A 22,981-nucleotide genomic window follows, 5' to 3' on the forward strand; every position below is an offset into this window, starting at 1 on the left:
GCTAATTTGAAGTTAATTCTTAGTATATAATCTCTTGCATTATGTTTATATACTCCTGTTACTAATATTGGGTATAGAGCATTTTTTATTGAAAGTATAAATTAATTAAATCTATATTAGTATGTCCAAAAGTATCCCTAAAAAATTTATTTCGTAAAATTCTTAATCACTTTTGTATAAGGTTTTATGATATTCATCAAATACACAAGTACTTTATAAATATAGTATTATTTATAAAGATTGATATTCTAAAATACTACATAAATAAAATTAAACAAAAACTAAAATGAAAAATGTCATTATCGTAAGTGACATAGAAACGATTTCTTAAAGTTGTTACTATAAAATATAAACTCTATAATAAAAGTATAACAAAAGGGAATCATATCGATATAGAATATAATTCAAATGGAGGTAAAATTATGAGCAGTTCTAATCAATCGACAATAAAGACATCTATACAGCGAGTAGGTAAATTTTTAAGTGGTATGGTAATGCCAAATATAGGAGCTTTTATAGCATGGGGTCTTATAACAGCATTATTTATACCAACAGGATGGATGCCAAATGAAAAATTAAGCACTATAGGCGATCCAATGATAAAATATCTTTTACCACTGTTGATAGCATATACTGGTGGTAAAGCTATAGCAGGACAAAGAGGGGGAGTAATAGGTGCAGCAGCAGCTATGGGAGTAATCGTTGGAGCTGATATACCAATGTTTATTGGTGCAATGATAATGGGCCCATTTGCAGGATGGGTAATCAAGAAGTTTGATAAACTTGTAGATGGAAAAATACCAACAGGATTTGAAATGTTAGTAAATAACTTTTCAATAGGTATAATAGGTATGCTTCTTGCAATATTAGGTTTTTATGCAATTGGACCAGCTATAGTAGCAGGTACAGTTCTTATAGAATCAGGAGTGCAATTTATAGTTAGTAAAAGTTTATTACCTTTAGTCTCAGTATTTATAGAACCTGGAAAGGTACTGTTCTTAAACAATGCAATAAACCATGGTATATTAGGTCCTATAGGTATAGCTGAAGCAAAAGAAGCAGGTAAATCTATAATGTTCTTATTAGAAAGTAACCCTGGACCAGGATTAGGTGTTCTATTAGCATATTGGATGTTTAGTAGAGGAAGTGTAAAACAATCAGCCCCAGGAGCAGTAATAATACATTTCCTTGGTGGTATCCATGAAATTTACTTCCCATATATCTTAATGAATCCAGTTTTAATATTAGCTACAATGGCAGGTGGAGCAGCAGGAATATTAACTTTTTCAATATTAGGAGCTGGACTTGTAGCAGCACCATCACCAGGAAGTATATTTGCACTTATGGCACTAGCACCAAAAGGAGGATTACTTCCAGTATTAGCAGGGGTTGCAGTTGCGACAGCTGTATCATTCTTAGTGGCAGCACCATTTGTTAAGAGAGCTTCAGCAAATCAAAGTGAAGAAGATGGTACTTTAGAAGAAGCTAAAGCAAAGATGAGTGATATGAAATCTGCAAGCAAAAGTTCGGATAAAAAAGTTGAAGAAAAGCAACTTGAATTAAATGAAATTAAGAAGATTGTGTTTGCATGTGATGCAGGAATGGGTTCTAGTGCAATGGGAGCTTCTAGATTTAAAAATAGAATAAAAAACTTAAATTTAGATATAGAAATTACAAACTCATCTGTTGATAATCTTCCAGATGATACACAAATAGTAGTAACTCACAATACATTAGTTGAAAGAGTTGCCAAAAATAATTCAAATGTTGAGATAGTCTCAATAAATAACTTTTTAAATGACCCAAATTTAGATATACTGTTTAAAAGATTAGAATCTAAATAAAAAATAAAAAGTACCACTGATTAGGAGTGGATAAATTTGAAAAAAAAGAAGATTACATCCAGACAAAAAAAGATAATACTCATGATAGTAGAAAATTCTAAAAAGAATATTCCAATAACCATTTCTGAGATTGCAGGAGAGTTAGAGCTAAGCTCAAGAACTGTACTTAGAGATATGTCAGGAATTGAAAAATGGTTTGATGAAAATGATTTTAATTTTGTAAAAAAACCAGGTGTAGGTTTGATTTTAGAAGAAAATATAGAAAATCAAAATTTTATCATTGAGTTGTTAGAAGAAGAAAAAATAGAAAAAGAATACAGTAAAGAAGAAAGAAATTTAATTATATTATCAAAGCTACTAGTTTCTAATGAGCCAGTAAAATCTTATTACTTTGCAAAAATATTAAAGGTATCTGAAGGGGTACTAAACAATGATTTTATATTAGCAAGTGAATGGTTAGAAAGATTTGATATTGAGCTTATTAGAAAACCAGGGCTTGGTGTGTATCTCAAAGGTCAGGAAAAAAACTTTAGAGAAGCATATGTAAACCTTATATATGACTCATTTAATGAAAAAGAAATATTGGACATGGTTAGAAATATAAGTGAGAATATACAAACTGATAAAGCAATAGAAATTTTAAGTGAAAATAGACTTTTAAATTTAATGGACAAGTGCATAATAAGAAAAGTTGAAAGTACATTAACAAAGAAGCTTTCTGAATTAGATGTAAATTTAGCTGATAGTGCATATATAGGTCTTGTAGTTCATATTTCACTAGCTTTACAGAGGATAAAAAATGGTGAGAATATAACCATGGAGAAAGATTTTCTAAAGGAATTATCTTTAACCGAAGAGTTTAAATTAGCGCAAGAAATCGTAAAAGGTATGGCAGTTGATTTTAGTATGGATATACCATTAGATGAAGTTGGATATATAACTATGCATATTAGAGGTGCAAAGCAAAGGTCATCTTCAAGTCATAAAGAGTTAAACTTAGATGATATAGAAGTGATGGACATTACAAATAAAATGATAGATTTAGCAGAAGATGAATTTAAGATAAGTCTTAAAAATGATGAAAGATTATTTAAAGACCTAGCAAACCATCTGGGACCTTCTATAAACAGATTGAATATGGGATTAGAAATAAGAAATCCTCTTTTAGATGAAATAAAAACTAAGTATTCATATGCTTATAATGGAGTTGAAAAAATTTCTAAAATCATAAAAGATAAGCTAAATATAAATTCAATACCTGAATCTGAAATAGGATATATTGCAATGCATTTTGCATCAGCCATAGAAAAAAATCTAATGATGTATACTAATCTGAATGTTGTTGTAGCATGTCCAACTGGAATAGGTACTTCAAGGTTTTTATCGACTAAAATTGAAAATAAATTTCCCAATCTAAATATACTTGAAACTATTTCAGCTATAAACATAGATGAAGAATATTTAAAAGAAAAAGAAGTCGATTTAATTGTATCTACAGTGGAACTAAATACAAACTTAGATTATATATGTGTAGGTCCATTTATGAGTTCAGATGATGAGTTGATAATCAAAGAAAAAATAAAGTCTATAGCTCAAAACAAATTAATGGATTTAAAAGTAAAAGATGATACTAAAAATAAAAATAAAGTATATGAACAGATAATAGAAAGTATGAACATAGGAAGAGATATTCTTAAGTTTTTAGATGAAATTCAATTTAAAAAATTTAAAAGTAAAAACTTAGATGAACTTATTATGGATTCATCAAAAATATTTGTAGAATCTAGTGAAGATATAATATCTATAAAAGAATCCTTAGAAGAAAGATTAAAAATATCAATTCCATATATAGAAGAATCAAGGATTTTATTATTACATTGTATGAGTGAAAGAATAGATATTATGAAGTTAGCAATAATAAGATTAGAAAATAACATAAAACTAAATTCCAAGGAAGAAATTGAAAATGTGGTTTTTATGTTACTTCCTAAAAATTCACCAAGTTATCAAAGACAAATAATGAGTGAAATAAGTGGCTCATTAATAGATAATTTTGTTTTTACTAATAAAATAAACAAATTTTCTATACAAGAGATAACATTAGAAATAAAAGGTATAGTTTTTAATTTTTATACAAATAAATTAAGAACATTAATAGATAAATAAAATTTACATTAAAAAAGGAAGGTTGATATTATGAGTAAAGTATTAAATGAGAATAATATATTTTTAGGATTAGATAGTGTTTCAAAGGAAGAAGCTATAACTTTAGCAGGAAGAAAATTATTTGAAAATGGATATGTAAAAGAAGAATATATACCAGCAATGTTGGAGAGAGAAAAGGTAATGACTACATATATGGGAATGGGTGTCGCTATTCCACATGGTGTAAATGAAGCGAAAAAAGAAATATTATCTTCTGGAATAGTGATACTACAATTCCCTAATGGTATAGACTTTGATGGAGAAAAGGCATATTTATTAATAGGAATAGCTGGTGTTGGAGATGAGCATTTAGAGATACTATCGAATATAGCAATAGTTTTAGATGATGATTTAACAGAGAGACTAAAAAATTCAAATGACAAACAAGCTTTTATGGAAGCTTTTGCCAACTAATCTTAGGAGGAACTTAAAATGAAAAAGGCAATCCAATTTGGAGCAGGAAATATTGGGAGAGGATTTATTGGAGGTTTGTTAGTTAAGTCAGGTTATCATGTTGTATTTGCTGATGTTAATGAAGAAATATTAAATTCAATAAATAAAGATAAAAAATATACTATACATATAAGAGATGTAGAATGTGTAGATGAAGTAATTGATAATATAAGTGCAGTTTCATCTATAAAAGAAGAAATAATAGACGAGATTGTAGAAGCTGAAATAATAACCACAGCAGTTGGTCCTTTAGTTTTAACTAAAATAGCACCTACAATTGCTAGAGGTATAAAAACTAGAAAAGAAAAAGGATTAACAAATAATTTAAATATAATAGCTTGTGAAAATGCGATATATGCAAGTTCTTCTTTAAAAGAGGAAATACTTAAGTGTCTAAATAAAGAAGAAGCAGACTATTTAGAGAAATATATTGGTTTCCCTAACTGTTCAGTTGATAGAATAGTTCCTCCTGGTAAAAATGAGAATCCTCTTGATGTAACCGTTGAAAATTTTTATGAGTGGAATGTTGAAAAGCAAGGATTTAAAGGAGAAATACCTAATATAGTTGGAATGAATTTAGCTGATAACCTTATGGCTTATATAGAACGTAAGTTGTTTACACTAAATACAGGCCATGCTATAACTGCTTATATAGGGTACTTAAAAGGATACAAAACAATAGAAGAAAGTATAAATGACAAATATATTTGTAATATAGTGAAAAATGCAATGACAGAAAGTGGAGAAGGATTAATCAAAAAATATAATTTTGATTCCGAAGCACATTATAAATATATTGATAAGATTTTAAACAGATTTAAAAATCCATATCTTAATGATGATGTAGTCAGAGTTGGAAGAGAGCCACTTAGAAAATTAAGCGATAAAGACAGATTGATTAAGCCTCTAATGACAGCAAAATCATATGGTTTAACAGTTGATAATTTAATTCTTGGAATAGGTGCAGCACTTCATTATAATAATAGTGAAGATGCTCAAAGTGTAGAATTGCAAGAACTAATAAAGTCTAATGGAGTAAAAAAAGCTATTGCTAAAATAGCTAATATAAACAATGATGAAGTACTTCTAGATAATATAGAAAAAAGTTATATCTTTATGGAAAATCTATAAGTTTACTTAAAAAGGTTGGATTTTGTCAAGTAACTAATGAATGTTTTATTCTACACAGTCTGAATTATTTGTTGAATAATAGAGAATTATAATATATAATTAAAAAGAATAAATTAATATGTTTACCTGTATACTTTTGATAATATGGTTCAAATGTTTCTACTAAGCTACCAATAATAGCTTAACTACAGGAGTGAAGATGATATAGTTTATACTTATTTTAAATTATATATTAAGTTGGTTACTTTGAATTTTAAGCTCCTGTCTATGATATAGACAGGAGCTTTTTTAGTATTCTAAGATAAAATACAAGCAATGTAGATAGTAAAATTAAAGAGAATATAATTTTTTTTATTAAGATTAATATAATTTAGAAAGGTTTAGGTGGGAGTACAATGAAGGCTTTAGAGGAAAAGATATTAAGAGAAGGTAGTGTTTCAGAAAATGATATACTAAAAGTTGATAGTTTTTTAAATCATCAAATTGATGTAGCTTTTTTAAATGAAATAGGAAGAGAGTTTAAAGAGAGATTTAGTGGAGAAAAAGTGGATAAAATATTTACAATAGAGGCTTCAGGGATAGCTATAGCATCAATTGTTTCACAATACTTTGATAATGCGCCTGTAGTTTTTGCAAAAAAATCAGAATCTAAAAATTTAGATAAAGATGTGTATGAAACTAATGTATATTCATTTACTAAGGCAAAAGAATATGCAGTAAAAGTTTCTAAAAAGTATATAAACGAAGGTGAAAACATATTGATAGTAGATGATTTTTTAGCTAATGGAAGGGCAGCTCTTGGGCTTAAAGATTTAATTGAGCAAGCAAATGCAAACTTAGTTGGAGTAGGGATTGTTATTGAAAAAGGATTCCAAGCTGGAGGAGCACTTTTAAAGGCCAATGATGTAAGATTAGAATCTTTAGCAGTAGTTGAATCTATAGATAATGGAACTGTAAAATTTAGATAATTTATGATATTATATACTTGTGTTTAGCACATATTCTAATTATGGAGGATTTTTTAAATGAGATTTTTTATAGACACAGCTAATATTGAAGAAATAAAAGAAGCAAATGATTTAGGTGTAATATGTGGAGTGACTACAAATCCATCTCTAATAGCTAAAGAAGGTAGAGATTTTATAGAAGTAGTTAAAGAAATTAGTGAGATAGTAGATGGGCCGATAAGTGCAGAAGTAATAAGTTTAGAGCACAAGGGTATGATAGAAGAAGCAGAAAAATTATCTAAGATACATAAAAATATAGTTATAAAAATACCTATGACAGCAGAAGGTTTAAAGGCAGTAAAAGTACTATCTAGTAAAGGTATAAAAACTAATGTTACACTTATATTCTCTGCTGGACAAGCTCTTTTAGCTGCTAGAGCTGGAGCTACATATGTAAGTCCTTTTGTTGGAAGATTAGATGATATATCACAAAATGGTCTTGATTTAATTGAAGAAATTGTTGACATATTTAGTGTAAATAGTATTGAGGCTCAAATAATAGTTGCTAGTGTTAGAAATCCAATACATGTTTTACAAGCTGCTAGAATGGGAGCAGATATAGCAACAGTTCCTCTTAAAGTTATAAACCAAATGATTAAGCATCCTTTGACAGACAAAGGAATAGATAGCTTTATGAAGGATTGGGAAGGTGCTTCTTTAAAATTATAATTATAGAAATATGATTATAAGTATAAGAGAAGTTCTTATGGAAATTCTAAGCAATAAGGCTAGGCTATTTTGCCTAGTCTTATTTTGGTGTATAATATATTGAAATAAACTAAAATTTAAAGTAAGGAGGCGAAATATGGATAAAATATTAAGAGAGATACAAAGAGAAGACAAGAAAAATCCATACACTGACCAAGAACTTGCTGAAATATTAAATGTAGCTAGGTCTGAAGTAATAGCAGTTAGAAAAAAACATAATATTTTAGATTCAAGAGAAAGAAGAAAACAAATCTTAATAAAAGATATATCTAAGATTGTAAATGAGAATCCACAAATGTCTGAAAGAAAAATAACTGAAATTTTAACCGAAAATGGCTATAATATATCAAGAAGTGCAGTATCAAAATTACTAAAAGAAGAAAATTTAAGCCAACCGAAAGCTGAAATAAAAGATAAAGAACTAGTATCCTCTGGAAAGCATGTAAAAGTTAGTAAGGCTGTAGAAGAGGATGGGTTTGAAGAATTAATAGGTATAAAAGGTAGTTTGAAAGAGAAAGTAAACCTAGCTAAATCAGCAATAATGTATCCTCCTAATGGTCTTCATACTATAATATATGGGGAAACAGGTGTAGGTAAGAGTGAGTTAGCTACATGTATGTACAAATATGCTGTGAAAAATAATATCAAAGAAGAAAATAGTCCATTCATAGTATTTAACTGTGCAGATTATGCAGAAAATCCTAACCTATTGATAGCTCAGCTATTTGGAGTAGTAAAAGGTGCATACACAGGAGCAGATGCAAATAGAGAGGGTCTTGTAGAGCAAGCCAATAATGGAATTTTGTTTTTGGATGAAATTCATAGATTACCTGCTGCTGGTCAAGAGATATTATTTTCTTTAATAGATAGAGGTGAATTTAGGAGATTAGGAGAGAGTAGTTCTAATAGAAAGGCAAATGTTCTCATAATAAGTGCTACAACAGAAAATCCAGATTCTAATTTACTTCAAACATTTAGAAGACGTATACCAATGGTAATAAATTTACCTAATATGAGTGAAAGACCGAAATCTGAAAGATATGAAATAATAATAAAATTCTTTGAAAGAGAAGCAAAAAGAGTAAATAAAAACTTTATAATAACTAAAGAAGTGATGTGTGCACTTATGAATTATAAATGTACTGGGAATATAGGGCAGTTAAAGAGTGATATACAAGTAACTTGTGCTAGAGCTTTTAGTAAGGCAATATTTTCTAGTGACAAGGTAATTATAGATTTAGATAGCTTAAGAGATTATATAAAAAGTGGATATTATGATTGTAATTGTGAAGATGAAAAGTATTCTGAGTTTTCAGTTGAAGATATATATATAGATATTAGTGAGTTAGTAAGTGGAAAAAATAGAATTTTGTCTGATAATGAGATAAGTGAAATATACAATTATGCAGAAAAAGAATTGAAGGTTCTAGAAAGTAAGTGTTTTTCAGAAGAAGAATTAAAAAATGCATTTATAGAAAAATTAGATAATAAATTTAATGCTATTAAAAACAATAAAAACTTGTCTGATAGAAGAAGTCGAATAGATTGGGGAGGACAGTTAAAAGAATACACACTAGAGATAATGGACAAAGTAATTGTATTTATTAAAGAGCAATTTAAACATGTAAATCAAGGGTTGTATTTAGCTTTAGCGATTCATATTGAGCATGCTATAGATAGAATAAAAGATGGAAAAACTATAATAAATCCAAGTTTGGATAAGATAAAAGCATCAATGCCAATGGAATATGAATTATCCAGATATGTAATGGGAATAGTGGAAGATTTAACACAAGTTACATTCCCAGAGGATGAACTTGGATATTTAGCATATTATATAAATAAATTTTGTTACAATGAAGAAAGTATAAAAGATAAAGTAAAAGTAGTTATAGTTACACATGGTAAGGTTGGAATTGAAATGTCTAATGTTGTAAATCATATCCTTGGTATAGAATGTACATTGGGTATAGAAATAGCACTTACAGATTCACCATCAGAAGGAATAGAACATGTATTAGAAGAACTTAAAAAGATAGAAGCACAAAAAGGAATTTTAGTTCTAATTGATATGGGTTCTTTAGTAATCCTTGGTGATGAGGTTGAAAAAAGACTTGGTATTAGATGCAAGACTGTAAATAGGGTGGATACATTATTAGCAATGGAAGCAGGAAAATTGGCTACAATTGAAGGAAAAAGTTTAGATGGTATAATAGCGGATTTAAAGAAAAATAAAAATTATGCTATGGTAAACACAAATAAATTTAGTTATAGAAAAAATGAATATGGAAAGAAAAATGTAATTATTACATTATGTTTAAGTGGGGTAGGCACAGCTTTAAACTTAAAGGAACATATAGAAAAGCAAATTGAGGAATATGATGCTTCAATTGAAGTAAAGCCAATTGCTTTTTTAAATAATAATTTAGAAGATGAATTAAATGACATTGAAGCTGAATATAATATTATTGCTATTTGTGGCACAATTGATATAGATTATAAAAATGTACCTTTTATTTCTTATAATGAGGTACTTGGAAAAAATGGAATTAACAAGGTATTAGAACATTTAAATAATAAACAACCATCTTTGAGTAGCGATAATCAATTGAATAATTTAATACATGAAGATTTGATTTTATATGATTTTGAAGGAATCTCAAAGGAGTATATAATCGATACTCTTGTATCAAAGCTTGAAGAAGGTGGGTATGTAGACTCAAAATATATATTAAGTGTGTATAAAAGGGAAGCTATGGGAAGTGTTGTAATGGCTTCAAAAGTTGCTGTACCACATGGGCTCCCAGAAAATGTTATAAAACCAGCAATAGCTATAGCAAGATTAAATAAGCCCATAGTGTGGGATAATAAATTTATGGTAGATTTAGTGGTTTTATTAGCACTTAAAGAGAATAATAAAAAAGAAATACGAAGCTTATTTTCAAAGATTAATGACCAACATACTTTAGAAGTTTTATTAAATACTGAAGATAAAAACGAAATAAAAGAAATTTTAAGTTAACTAAGTATAGAAAAGATAGACACAAAAAATTTGCTTTAATATAAAATTTAAAATTACTTAATTGCTAAGTAGTTAATTACTTGATGTAAGGCTAATTCTATGAAATTGATTTATATGATTTTATAGGATTAGCTTTCTTTATTGATAAATAGAATATATAAACTATTTTAAAACTAAAATATAGAAGATATAATAAAGATAAGTTATTATGTTAAAAAATTACAGAGTGGTCATCATAATGATTTAGAAAATAATTTCATACAAGAAGATGATAAAAAGCCTGTTTTCGAAGGGAAGAATCTCAAGACAAGTACATTTCAAGTAAGGGTTGATGAAAGTGGAACATATAAAATTACTGCTACAGGGAAGAAAACTAAAGGAAGTGTGAGTTTTATAAAAAATACTGATTGATGAAAAATGAATAATCCTGCAGGTAAACATGGACATTTTCATTGTTATTGCAGGATTTATTGTATATTTTAGAGATTTATATTTTCTAAATATGTGCTACTTGATTTTATAACATCTATACATGCTTTCACCACTTTTGAATGAAAACTTAAAATAAACTTTATCATTAGAAAAATCTTTTTCCATAGCCACTAAGTCTTGTTCTTCTCCAGCCTTTCCACCAGTGCCAACTAAGAATACATCTTTTTCACTATCTATTTCTTGAACCGAACCCATATATTTGTAGTAGTCATTTATGTCATATGAGTGATATTCAGTAATTTTTTTATTTTCTTCATCTAATTTTATTTTAATAACTCTTGTAGATTTATTTTTTACACCATTATCATACAAAGTTATATAGCCATCATCTGTAATTCTAGCGTTATGTTGTCTTGAGAACTTTTGATTATCCGTTAAATTGTACTCATCGCCTAATCCTCCTAGAGTCCAAATAATTTCTCCTGTTTTTCTATCTAATTTAATCACTTCATCTAAATTTCTGAATGAGCAGATTAGATTTCCGTCTTTTGGGTCGATAGTCATAGAATTAAAATGTACATAATCTAAGGATGTATCACTTTTTTCGCTAAAATTATTTTGTTCAACACTTTCTGCATATAGATTTTCATGGTCAATGCTTTCCCATTGCCATACAACTTTTCCATCCTTTATTTCTTGTAATACACTATTTACTACATAAGGAGAATTTCCTTTACTCAATTTTGAAGGAATATTTGTCGCCTTAGTCTTTTGATAACTAGAAACAATATAGTGATTATCATCTATGTATATAAAGTCATGGTTTTCTAACTCAGTACCAGATTCTATGTTTTTACTTTTCTCCATAGTAATTTTATTTATTTCATTATAATTTTCATCTAATATTACAAGATATGTTGGTGAGTATCCAACAGAACTTATTCGCTTTGTTGAGTCTTTATCTTGAAGTAAATATCCATATCTAACTTTACCATCATCTGTAGTTATTTTTTTAAAATCAAAAGGATTTGATTCGACTTCCTTGTAAAAAATTATATTTCCTTGGTTATTTAATTTAAATACAAAATTATGTTCTTCATTGTGTGTAGTAAGATAATAATCACCATCATAAGGGCTGTTTGCAGTAACAGTATACTTTGGAAAATCTTTTGAAAGAGAGTTTATATAATAATTTCTATATGAGTTTTCACCATTATACATTACAGATATTTTTACCTTAGAAGAGCTGTTGATTTCTTTCAATTTAAAAGTAGATTTATCATTTACATTAATTTCTTTATCATCTATTTTGACACTGTTTACACTTTTAGGATTTTTTATTGTTATACTATTTTGATTTGTTGAATTAAGTTGCTTTACGTTTTGACTATTAAAAATCCCTTCCTTAGATAGTGTTACATCATAACCATTTACAGTTATATTAAGTGTTTTTTTCGAATTACTTTGAGATGCAAAGACTTGTTTTACGAAAATACCAGAAACAAATAAAATACTACATAAAAATACTACCTTTAATAAATTTTTTCTTTTCATTCTTAATCCCCTTTTCATATTAAGTTTTTTATATTTTCATATTGATTTTATTATATAAATAAAAACATACTATGAATTTAATTATGCATAACGTGAATTTTGCTAGACAATTACATGAAAATTCATTCACAGTAAAATAACTAAACAATAAATATGAAAATTAATGCTATTTGGATTGAATAATTTTATAAAATAGCTAAGAAACAGAAAAAACCATTCATAAAAAATAAAAAAACCATTCCTGTAACAAAAAAAACCACGAAAATAAAAAAATATATGGATAGTTAAGTGCTTAACAAGTAAAAATTAAAATAAAAATTAAAAAAAATTTATCTATGAAAGTTGGCTAAAATCCTACAATTGAACATTGTTTTTGGGAAAATGTTTTCTTTTATTTCACAAAAAAAGCCACTTTTTGGCACGGTATATGCTTTATATAAAGACAAGAAAACAAGATATGAGATAAGAGCAATTAGGAGGTGCAAATATGGAGTTTATAAATTTTGTAAGTGATAAAGTTATAAACCTTAAAATGGATTGTAAAACAAAAGAAGATTTCTTTAAGGAAATACATAATAAAGTTTTTGAATTAGGCTTTGTAAAAGAAGAATTTGGAGAAAAAATACTAGGAAGAGAAAATGTATTTCCAACAGGCTTAAACTTAGGTGATTATGGAGTAGCAATACCACATACAGATGCAGAATATATTAAAGAACAATTTATAGCAGTCTGTACTTTTAATGAACCAGTAGTATTTAGTTCTATGGAAGACCAAGATGAAAAAGTATCTGTAAATTTGGCTTTCGTTTTGGGGCTTAATCAACCGCACAGTCAATTATCTGTATTAACAGAATTGATGGGGATTATGCAAAATAAAGAATTAGTTGAGAAGCTAATGGATTCTACTGATAAAGAAGAAGTTTTAAAGACAATAAAGTCTTTATAAAAAATAAAAGAATAAAAAGTACTAACAATAAAAATAAGAAAATAAAAATTATTAGGAGGAAATAAAAATGAAAAAAATATTAGTAGCATGTGGAGCAGGAATAGCAACATCAACAGTAGTTTGTGACAAGGTAGAAAGATTAGTTAAAGAAAATAATATACAAGCAGAAGTTATACAATGCAAAATAGCTGAATGTGCAACAAAGCAAGATGGAGCAGATTTAATAGTATCAACAACTATATTACCAACAACTTATAATATACCAGCAATAAAAGCAACAGCATATATAACTGGAGTAAATACAGCAGCATTAGATAAGAAAATACTAGATGCTTTAAAATAATCCTAGCATAAATAAATTGAAATCATATTTAAAAAACAGAAAAAGGAGGATTTATAAATGGATAAATTATTAGCAGTAGTACAGTATATTTTAAATATGGGACCAACAGTAATACTACCAATAACAATTGTAGTCTTAGGAATGATATTTAGAATTAAGTTTACAAAAGCTTTAAAATCAGGTCTTACAATTGGTATAGGGTTTGTGGGTATAAACTTAGTTGTAAACCTATTAACTTCAACACTAGGGCCAGCAGCTCAAGGAATGGTTGAGAGATTTGGACTTAATTTAACAGTAATAGATGTTGGTTGGCCAACAACAGCATCAGCAACATGGGCTTCACCAGTTGCACCAATATTAATACCAGTTTGTTTATTAGTAAACTTACTATTATTATACTTCAATAAAACAAAGATATTAAACGTTGATATATGGAATTATTGGCACTTTATAGTAGCAGGTGCAGTTGGATATATAGTAACAGGAAGTTATATCTGGGCTATATTCTGTGCGATATTAATGGAATTATTAGTACTATTTATTGCAGAAAAAACAGCCAAGAATGTTCAGGAGTTTTATGATTTGGAAGGTATAGCATTACCAACTGGTTCAACAGCTTCATTTGCTCCACTTGGATATTTAGTAGGTAAATTTGTTGAAAAAATACCAGGAATAAATAAAATACAAGCAGACCCAGATTCTATACAAAAAAAATTCGGTATATTTGGTGAACCAATGATGATGGGGATTATACTAGGGATAATACTTGGAGCGCTTGCTGGATACGATGTAGCAGGAATATTCAATGTAGGTATATCAATGGGTGCAGTAATGTTACTTATGCCTAGAATGGTTAGAATATTGATGGAAGGTTTAATTCCAATTTCAGAATCAATAAGAGATTTCTTACAAGCAAAATATGGAGATAGAGAACTTTATATAGGTCTAGATGCAGCAGTAGCAACTGGACATCCAGCAGTTATATCAACAGCTCTTATACTTGTTCCTATAACTTTATTCTTAGCAGTTATATTACCAGGAAATAAAGTTTTACCATTTGGTGACTTAGCAACAATACCATTCTATATGGCATTTATAGTATGTTTTAGAAAAGGTAATATAGTTCAATCAGTTATAACAGGAACTATAGTAATAGCTATATCACTTTATATGGCTACAAATTTTGCAGATGTTCATACGCAATTATTACAACAAGCAAATATGATGCCAGAAGGAACAACAATGGTTACAAGTATAGATACAGGTGGTAACTTACTAAAATGGGGAATATTGAAATTATCTCAATTAGTTTCTTCACTTGGAATATTCTAATATTTAGTTAATAGAGATTACTCTTTTTTAGTAAAGTATGCGAAAATTTAACATTTAGCAGCTACTAGAAAAGAGTAATATTTTTTATAAATTTTTAAAAAATAAAAAATACAAAAGGAGGAGATTTATCGTGAAAGCAGCAGTATTACATGGCACAAATGATATGAGATTTGAAGATATAGAAATAAAACCATGTGAAAGTGATGAAGTAAAAATAAAAGTTATGGCAGCAGGAATATGTGGGTCAGATCCTCCAAGAGTATTAAAACATTGGAAATATCCAGTTCCAGCTATACCAGGGCATGAATTTTCTGGAGTAATTGCAGAAGTTGGTAAGGATGTAAAAAATGTAAAAGTTGGAGATAGAGTAGTTGCAATTCCTTTTATACCTTGCAATGAATGTGAATATTGTAAGAGAGGGTTATTTTCATTATGTGATGACCATGGTATGTTAGGAGCTAAAACTTTTGGAGCTTTTGCAGAATATGCAAATATAAAAGCTACAAATGTTTTACCAATAGGAGACATGGATTTTGAAGATGCTGCTATGATAGAACCACTTGCAGTTGCTATGCATGGAGTACTTAATATAGGTATCCAAGTTGGAGATACTGTAGCTGTAATGGGTAGTGGAACAATGGGTCAACTAGTAATACAAGGACTTAAGATAGCAGGAGCTGGAACAATTATAGCAGTTGATATATCTGATAATAAATTAAGAGAATCAAAAGAATTAGGTGCTGATATAATAATTAATGCTAAAGATGTAAACCCAGTAGAAAAAATAAAAGAACTTACTGGTGGAAAAGGTGTTGATATAGCACTTGAATGTGCAGGTTCTAAAATAACTCAGGAACAATGTTTACTTATAACTAAAAAGAAAAGTAAAATAGGATTTTTAGGAATAGCATATTCAGATATAACTTTATCTGAGGAAGCATTTGAAAATATATTTAGAAAAGAACTAGAGTTAAAAGGTTTCTGGAATTCTTATTCTGCACCATTCCCAGGACAAGAATGGACTAAAGGAATCACTTTAGTTAATGAAGGAAAAATAAAATTAAAAGAAATGGTATCTCATAGATTTTCACTTGAAGATACTTATAAAGCATTTGAAATGATAAGAGATAGAAAAGAAGAATTTAATAAGATATTAATTTTACCACAAGGGGTTGAAAAATAAATGAAGGCAGTAGTTAAAACTAAACCAGGTTATGATAATGTAGAAGTATTAGAGGTAGAAGAGCCAAAAGCTACAGGAGATAAAGTTAAAATAAAAGTAGAATACAGTGGTATATGTGGTTCAGATATACATTCATTTAAAGGTGAATATGCAAATATAAAAGCTCCAGTAACTTTAGGTCATGAATTTTCTGGAATTGTCGTAGAAATTGGTGAAGATGTTAAAAATATAAAAGTAGGAGATAGAGTTACATCAGAAACTACTTTTGCAACTTGTGAAAAATGTATATATTGTGCAACTAAAGACTACAATTTATGCCCAACTAGAAAAGGTATTGGTACTCAAGCAGATGGAAGTTTTGCTGAGTATGTATTATCAAGAGAGGAAAGCATACATGTACTTCCTGAAAATGTATCTTTATTATCAGCAGCTCTTACAGAGCCACTAGCTTGTTGTGTTCATGCAGCTCTTGAAAAAACTACTATAGAAAGTGATGATACAGTATTAATAATAGGACCAGGGCCAATAGGTTTATTATTAGCTCAAGTTGTTAAATCTCAAGGTGCTACAGTTATAATGTCTGGTGTTACAAAAGATAAAGAAAGATTAGAAATAGCTAAAAATCTTGGAGTAGATAGAACTGTAAACGTAATGGAAGAAAGTCTAGCAGATGTAGTAAATGAAATGACTGATGGAAATGGAGTAAATAAAGGATTTGATTGTTCTGGATTTATGCCAGCAGTTAATGAAGCTTTAAGATTACTTAGAAAGAAAGGAACTTTCGTACAAGTTGGAATATTTGCTAAAAAACTAAATGAAATGGATCAAGAAGCAATAATTCAAAGAGAGTTACAATATATTGGAAGTAGATCACAAAAACCAAGTTCTTGGATTATAGCATTAGATTTAATGGCTAGTGGAAAAGTAAATACAGAAGCATTAGTTACAAGAACTGTTGGTTTAGACGAATTTAAAGAGGGTATTACAGCTTTAATGAACGGAGAAGAAATAAAAGTTGCAGTAAAATCTTAAAAAAACATTTGTATTATTTTAAAAAAAATTGTAAAATCTACTGTAGGATAAAAAAATGTAAGGTCTTAAAAAATAACAGGAGGAAAAAAGTATGAGCACTCTTAGAGATCATTCTAATAATATTAGAAAAAACATAATAAAAATGGTTGCAGAAGCTAAAAGCGGGCATCCAGGTGGTTCATTATCAATAGCTGATATGTTAACAGTGTTATATTTTGATAAAATGAACATATGTGTAGAAAATCCAAAAATGGATGATAGAGATAGATTTGTTCTATCAAAAGGTCATGCAGCACCAGCTTTATATGCTACATTAGCAGAAAAAGGATTTTTCCCAGAAGAAGAATTATTGACACTTAGAAAATTTGGTTCTAAGTTACAAGGACATCCAGACATGAAAAAAGTAGCAGGAATAGATATGTCTACTGGTTCTCTTGGACAAGGTTTATCTGCTGCAAATGGTATGGCACTAGCTGGTAAATTAGACAATAAAGACTACACAGTGTATACTATATTAGGTGATGGAGAAATCCAAGAAGGTCAAATATGGGAAGCTGCAATGACAGCATCACATTATAAATTAGATAACTTAATTGCATTTGTTGACTTAAATGGATTACAAATAGATGGTTCTAATGAAGAAGTAATGAATGTTAGTCCAGTAGATGACAAATTTAAATCTTTTGGATGGAATGTAATAGTAATAAATGGACATTGTTTTGATGAAATAGGAAATGCAATAGATGAAGCTAAAAAAGTTACAGGAAAACCAACAGTAATAATAGCTAAGACTGTAAAAGGTAAAGGTGTTTCATTTATGGAAAACAATGCTGCATGGCATGGAACAGCTCCAAATGCAGAACAAGCAGAACAAGCATTGAAAGATTTAGAAGGAGGTCTATAGGAATGGGAATAGCAACTAGAGAAGCTTACGGACAAGTGTTAAAAGAACTTGCAGAAAATAAAGATATAGTAGTATTGGATGCAGACTTAGGAAAAGCTACAAAAAGTATATCATTTAAAGAAGTTGCCCCAGATAGATTTTTTGATATGGGGATAGCAGAAGGTGACATGATTGGTACAGCAGCAGGTCTTGCTACTTGTGGAAAGATACCTTTTGCAAGTACTTTTGCAATATTTGCAGCAGGAAGAGGCTATGAGCAAATAAGAAACTCTGTAGCATATCCAAACTTAAATGTTAAAATAGCAGCGACTCATGCAGGAGTAACAGTAGGAGAAGATGGAGGAAGTCATCAAGCTATAGAAGATATATCTTTAATGAGAGGTATACCAAATATGGTTGTATTAAATCCAGCAGATGCTTTAGAAGCAAGACAAGCACTATTTGCATCTATTGATTATAATGGACCTGTATATATAAGATTAGGTAGAGCTGCAACTCCAGATGTAAACAGTGAAAACTATAAATTTGAAATAGGAAAAGGAACTGTCTTAAGAGAAGGTTCTGATATAACAGTAATAGCTACAGGAATAATGGTAGCAAAAGCATTAGAAGCAGCAGAAGAACTTGCTAAAGAAGGTGTAAATGTAGAAGTTGTTAATATATCTACAATAAAACCTTTAGATGAAACATTAATAAAAGAAAGTGCTAAGAAAACTGGAAAAGTAGTTACAGCAGAAGAGCACAGTATAATTGGTGGTTTAGGTTCAGCTGTATGTGAAGCTTTAGCAGAAACTAAAGATGTAGTAGTTAGAAGAATTGGTGTTAAGGATGTATTTGGTCAATCAGGTACACCAGCAGACTTATTAAAACATTACGGATTAACTACTGAAGATATAGTAAAAAATATAAAAGAATTATTATAGATGTAAATATCATTGAATAATAAATTGATTTGATATAAATCAATTAAAGCTGTCTTAAAAATAGAAAGAAATTTCTACAATGGGACAGCTTTATTTTTACGATAATTGTAAAATATTATATAAAAAGGGGTGCTTTTTAATGAAAATATCTATTGGGTGTGACCATGGTGGTTACGAGTTAAAGGAATTTATAAAAGAAAACTTAATTAATAAAGGTATAGAAGTTGAAGATGTAGGAACAAATTCAAAAGAAAGTGTAGATTTTCCAATATATGCAAAAAAAGTAAGTCAAAATGTTCAAAGTAAAAAATCAGATTTAGGTATACTTTGTTGTGGTACAGGAATAGGTATGTCTATTGCCGCAAATAAATTTAAAGGAATTAGAGCAGCAGTTGTGTCAGATTGTTTTTCAGCTCAAGCTACAAGAGAACACAATAATACAAATGTACTTTGTTTAGGGGAAAGAGTTATTGGAAAAGGATTAGCAATGAGAATTGTTGAAGAATGGTTAAATTCAAGTTATAATGGAGAAAGACATGCAAGAAGATTACAAATGATTGATGATATAGAAAATGAAAACTTATAAATAATGAAAATTTATGACTAAGGAGGAAAGTTATGTCTATTATTTGTGCTTCAATAATGTGTGCAGACCAAATGAACTTAAAAAAAGAACTAGAAGCTCTTGAAGAGGCTGATGTAAAATTGCTTCACTGTGATGTTATGGATGGAATATTTGTCAAAAACTTAGCCATGGGACCAGAACTATTAAAGTCAATAAGCGAAAATACAACTATACCTTTAGATATTCATTTAGCTACAGAAACTCCAAATAAGTATATTGATATGATGTCTTATATAAAACCAAAGTATATTTCTTTTCATGTGGAATCAAGCACAGATGTAAAAGCTGATATACAAAAGTTGAGAGATTATGGAATAGGGCCAGTGTTAGCAATAAGTCCCCAAACTAGTGTAGATAAAATAGAAGAATATATAGGTTTAGTTGAGGGTATCTTAGTAATGACAGTAAATCCAGGATTTGCAGGTCAAAAGTTTAATCTCTCTGTTTTAGATAAGTTAGATAAGCTTACAGAGATATTAAAAGATTATGATAATCCTCCATTTATAGAAGTTGATGGAAATATAAATAAAGATACTATTAGACTTATGAATGGCAAAAAAGTCGATATATATGTTGTTGGTACATCAGCTTTATTTAATGACAAGCCTCCAATTTCATATAAAGAGAAGATAAGAGAGCTAAAAGAAAGTATAAAATAGTTAATAATAAAATTATAAAATTTGTATATTTAGATAATGTAAATTTTAAATAAGTTAGGAATTTTATAATATTTAATAAAAATTTTAATTGAGTAAGGAGAATGTTTATGGGTGACATATACAAACTGCAAAATGGGACAGATATTAGAGGAATAGCATATAAAAATGATTCTAAGGAAGTTAATTTAACTGTAGAAGAAGTAAAAAAAATAGCTAAAGCATTTCATATTTGGTTAAAAGAAAAAACTAAAAAAGACAAAGTAACTGTTGCAATAGGAACTGATTCTAGAATAACAGGGAGTCAATTTAGAAACACTGTTATTGAAACTTTAATCAATGATAATTGTAATGTAATTGATTGTGAGATTGCTACAACACCAGCAATGTTTATGACAACTATTATGGATGGATACCACTCTGATGGGTCAATTATGATTACAGCTAGTCATTTACCTTATTACTACAATGGATTAAAGTTTTTTACAGAAAATGGTGGTCTAGAAAAAACAGATATAAAAGAAATGTTGGATATAGCTGTTAAAAATGATAGTGTACAGTCTGAAAGAGTAGAAAAAAAAGGTACAGTTGTAGTAAAAAATTTAATAGAAGATTATTCTAATTTATTGATAGATAAAATTAGAATAGGTGTAAACTCAAGTAAAAACTATGAAAAGCCTTTTTCTGGACTTAAAATACTAGTTGATGCAGGAAATGGAGCTGGAGGTTTTTTTGATGAAAAAGTTTTACACATCCTGGGAGCAGATACAACAGGTAGTCAATTTTTGAACCCAGATGGTATGTTCCCAAATCATATACCAAATCCTGAAAATAAAGAAGCAATGGAAAGCATCTGCAAAGCCGTATTAGATAATAAGAGTGATTTAGGAATAATATTTGATACAGATGTAGATAGAGCTGCTATTGTAGGTAAAAATGGTAAACCAATAAATAAAAATGCTCTTATAGCTGTTATATCATCAATAATATTAGAAGAACATCCAAATACAGCTATAGTAACTGATTCTATTACTTCAGAAGGTCTTGCTAAATTCATAAGCGAATTAGGAGGAAGACATCATAGATTTAAAAGAGGATATAAAAATGTAATAAATGAAGCTATAAGATTAAATAGTGAAGGTGAAGAGTGCCATTTAGCTATAGAGACATCTGGACATGCTGCTTTAAAAGAAAATTATTTTTTAGATGATGGAGCATATTTAATAGCTAAAATTTTAATAAAAGTTGCAAAACTTTCTTTAGAAGGAAAGACTATAGAAGAATTGATAGAAAACCTTGAAGAAGCAAAGGAAGAAAAAGAAGTTAGAATAGGCATCAATAAAGAAGATTTTAGACCATATGCAGAAGATATATTAAAAGAATTAGATTCTCATATTAATGATGTTGATGGATGGTCTGTTGCACCAAATAACTTTGAAGGTATAAGAGTTAATTGTAATGAAGCAAATGGAGATGGTTGGTTTTTACTTAGAATATCATTACATGAGCCATTGTTAGCTTTAAATATTGAATCAAATAAAGTTGGTGGAGCAGAAGAAATTTACTCTGAATTAAAACTTTTCCTAGAAAAATATGACTTAAAAGGTCTTTAGGATTAATAAAAAGCATATACTTATATTAAAGAATGGATGTAAATTTATACCTAAGATTACAAATATTACAAAATTGTAATCTTAGGTAACAGATATGTAACTGATTATGGAAATTCTATGTGATATTATAAATACAGAGAGATGAAATACATGATGATTTATAGAGAAATATAATTTAAAATGTATTAATATCGCACTAAAAGGTATAATCAAATAAATATGTAAATATAAACCCCAACATTTAGAAAGAGACCTCCAAGGAGGTTTTTTTCTTGTTTACTCTTAAAAAGCATAAAAAATAATTATGTATAGATATAAAATTTTTTCTTTAAACAAATACACAATGTCATTATATAATAACTTTATTAGAACGATAAGGGGATAATAATATTATGTTTAAGGACAAATATGTTGAACGTGTTGAGCAGTTTATAAATGCATATTTTGTAGATAGGGATGTGAAAAAATGTATGTCTTTTTTTCACAAAAATATATGTTGGATTGGTACTGGAAAGTTTGAAGTAGGGAATAGTATTGAAAAAGTAGAGTATTTATTAGAAGAGTATGTAAAACAATCACCAGATAGTTTTATTTTAGAAAAGTTATGGTTAGATAGTAAAGAATATTCAAAAAATTTACATGCTGTATTTGGAGAGTATCTAGTTGGTAAGAAAACTAAAAAAGGTTATAATTTTCAAGTAGAAATAAGAATAACATACTTATGTGTTGAATGTGAGGGAGAAATATTAATAAGTAGTGTTCATACTTCTGTTGCAAATGATTTACAAAAAATAGGTGAGTATTTTCCGATAAGTTTAATGGAAGCTGAAAATGATAATTATGGGCATTTAGTGGGAGATGAGGTTATAAGAGTGATGGCCTACATCATTCAATCATTTAGAGATTACTATTTATTTGCTGGTAGATACGGTGGAGATGAATTTATTGTTTTGACAGAAAATATAGAAAAAGCAATTCATATTGAATCTAAAGTTCATAATAGTCTACTTAAATATAAATTTAAAGACCTTGACTATAAAATAACTGTAAGTATTGGAATTTCTTAAT

At 28.6% G+C, this 22,981-nt stretch carries 19 protein-coding genes and 1 riboswitch; of the genes, 18 read left to right on the forward strand and 1 reads right to left on the reverse strand.

Features of this window, described 5'->3' with window-relative positions:
• The first annotated feature begins 422 nt into the window (after nt 1-422).
• The 7 genes from KGF45_RS08365 to KGF45_RS08395 all read left to right on the forward strand — a co-directional run bounded on the left by KGF45_RS08365 (nt 423) and on the right by KGF45_RS08395 (nt 10,370).
• On the forward strand, nt 423-1,844 hold the full coding sequence (locus KGF45_RS08365; protein ID WP_227842200.1) for a PTS mannitol transporter subunit IICB: 1,422 nt from the start codon (nt 423-425) through the stop codon (nt 1,842-1,844).
• A 36-nt stretch (nt 1,845-1,880) separates the two neighbouring features.
• On the forward strand, nt 1,881-4,010 hold the full coding sequence (locus KGF45_RS08370; protein ID WP_227842201.1) for a BglG family transcription antiterminator: 2,130 nt from the start codon (nt 1,881-1,883) through the stop codon (nt 4,008-4,010).
• Between the two features lie 30 nt (nt 4,011-4,040).
• Nucleotides 4,041-4,463, forward strand: coding sequence for a PTS sugar transporter subunit IIA (locus tag KGF45_RS08375; RefSeq protein WP_227432702.1), 423 nt, complete (start codon nt 4,041-4,043; stop codon nt 4,461-4,463).
• A gap of 18 nt (nt 4,464-4,481) precedes the next feature.
• Nucleotides 4,482-5,633, forward strand: coding sequence for a mannitol-1-phosphate 5-dehydrogenase (locus KGF45_RS08380; protein ID WP_227842202.1), 1,152 nt, complete (start codon nt 4,482-4,484; stop codon nt 5,631-5,633).
• Between the two features lie 106 nt (nt 5,634-5,739).
• A riboswitch (purine riboswitch) is annotated at nt 5,740-5,841 on the forward strand.
• 187 nt (nt 5,842-6,028) lie between these two features.
• Nucleotides 6,029-6,601: a xanthine phosphoribosyltransferase gene (locus KGF45_RS08385; protein ID WP_227842203.1), complete on the forward strand. Its 573-nt coding sequence runs from the start codon at nt 6,029-6,031 to the stop codon at nt 6,599-6,601.
• A 57-nt stretch (nt 6,602-6,658) separates the two neighbouring features.
• Entirely contained in the window at nt 6,659-7,309 is a 651-nt protein-coding gene (gene fsa, locus KGF45_RS08390; protein WP_003423115.1) for a fructose-6-phosphate aldolase, read from the forward strand.
• A 136-nt stretch (nt 7,310-7,445) separates the two neighbouring features.
• A complete protein-coding gene (locus tag KGF45_RS08395; RefSeq protein ID WP_227842204.1) occupies nt 7,446-10,370 on the forward strand; it encodes a sigma 54-interacting transcriptional regulator in 2,925 nt (974 codons plus the stop codon).
• Nucleotides 10,371-10,877: 507 nt separating this feature from the next.
• On the opposite strand, the gene KGF45_RS08400 is transcribed toward KGF45_RS08395, so the two are convergent.
• Nucleotides 10,878-12,356, reverse strand: a complete 1,479-nt coding sequence (locus tag KGF45_RS08400; protein ID WP_227842205.1) for an arylsulfotransferase family protein — start codon at nt 12,354-12,356, stop codon at nt 10,878-10,880.
• 487 nt (nt 12,357-12,843) lie between these two features.
• Here KGF45_RS08400 and KGF45_RS08405 point away from each other — a divergent pair, with 487 nt between their 5' ends.
• The 11 genes from KGF45_RS08405 (at nt 12,844) to KGF45_RS08455 (ending at nt 22,980) form a co-directional block, all read left to right on the forward strand.
• The gene (locus KGF45_RS08405) at nt 12,844-13,302 is read left to right on the forward strand and encodes a PTS sugar transporter subunit IIA (protein WP_227841403.1); all 459 of its coding nucleotides are present in this window, start codon (nt 12,844-12,846) and stop codon (nt 13,300-13,302) included.
• Nucleotides 13,303-13,369: 67 nt separating this feature from the next.
• Nucleotides 13,370-13,645, forward strand: coding sequence for a PTS sugar transporter subunit IIB (locus KGF45_RS08410; protein WP_021385190.1), 276 nt, complete (start codon nt 13,370-13,372; stop codon nt 13,643-13,645).
• A gap of 57 nt (nt 13,646-13,702) precedes the next feature.
• Complete coding sequence (locus tag KGF45_RS08415) at nt 13,703-14,977, forward strand: PTS galactitol transporter subunit IIC (protein WP_227482790.1); 1,275 nt, start codon at nt 13,703-13,705, stop codon at nt 14,975-14,977.
• 130 nt (nt 14,978-15,107) lie between these two features.
• Nucleotides 15,108-16,160 carry a galactitol-1-phosphate 5-dehydrogenase gene (locus tag KGF45_RS08420; protein ID WP_227432710.1) on the forward strand — a complete coding sequence of 351 codons (1,053 nt, stop codon included), beginning with the start codon at nt 15,108-15,110 and terminating at the stop codon, nt 16,158-16,160.
• Nucleotides 16,161-17,192, forward strand: a complete 1,032-nt coding sequence (locus KGF45_RS08425; RefSeq protein WP_227432711.1) for a zinc-binding dehydrogenase — start codon at nt 16,161-16,163, stop codon at nt 17,190-17,192.
• A 91-nt stretch (nt 17,193-17,283) separates the two neighbouring features.
• Nucleotides 17,284-18,096 carry a transketolase gene (locus tag KGF45_RS08430; protein WP_227842206.1) on the forward strand — a complete coding sequence of 271 codons (813 nt, stop codon included), beginning with the start codon at nt 17,284-17,286 and terminating at the stop codon, nt 18,094-18,096.
• A 2-nt stretch (nt 18,097-18,098) separates the two neighbouring features.
• A complete protein-coding gene (locus tag KGF45_RS08435) occupies nt 18,099-19,019 on the forward strand; it encodes a transketolase family protein (protein ID WP_227829232.1) in 921 nt (306 codons plus the stop codon).
• A 139-nt stretch (nt 19,020-19,158) separates the two neighbouring features.
• Nucleotides 19,159-19,605 (forward strand): ribose 5-phosphate isomerase B, encoded by a 447-nt coding sequence (gene rpiB, locus KGF45_RS08440; protein WP_227829231.1) that lies wholly within the window; start codon nt 19,159-19,161, stop codon nt 19,603-19,605.
• A gap of 32 nt (nt 19,606-19,637) precedes the next feature.
• On the forward strand, nt 19,638-20,303 hold the full coding sequence (locus KGF45_RS08445; protein ID WP_227829230.1) for a ribulose-phosphate 3-epimerase: 666 nt from the start codon (nt 19,638-19,640) through the stop codon (nt 20,301-20,303).
• A 107-nt stretch (nt 20,304-20,410) separates the two neighbouring features.
• Entirely contained in the window at nt 20,411-21,913 is a 1,503-nt protein-coding gene (locus KGF45_RS08450; protein ID WP_227829229.1) for a phosphomannomutase/phosphoglucomutase, read from the forward strand.
• Nucleotides 21,914-22,305: 392 nt separating this feature from the next.
• Entirely contained in the window at nt 22,306-22,980 is a 675-nt protein-coding gene (locus tag KGF45_RS08455; RefSeq protein WP_227829228.1) for a diguanylate cyclase, read from the forward strand.
• The last annotated feature ends 1 nt before the right edge of the window (nt 22,981 follow it).

The organism is Clostridioides sp. ZZV14-6154 (genome assembly GCF_020657785.1).
GTDB lineage: Bacteria > Bacillota > Clostridia > Peptostreptococcales > Peptostreptococcaceae > Clostridioides.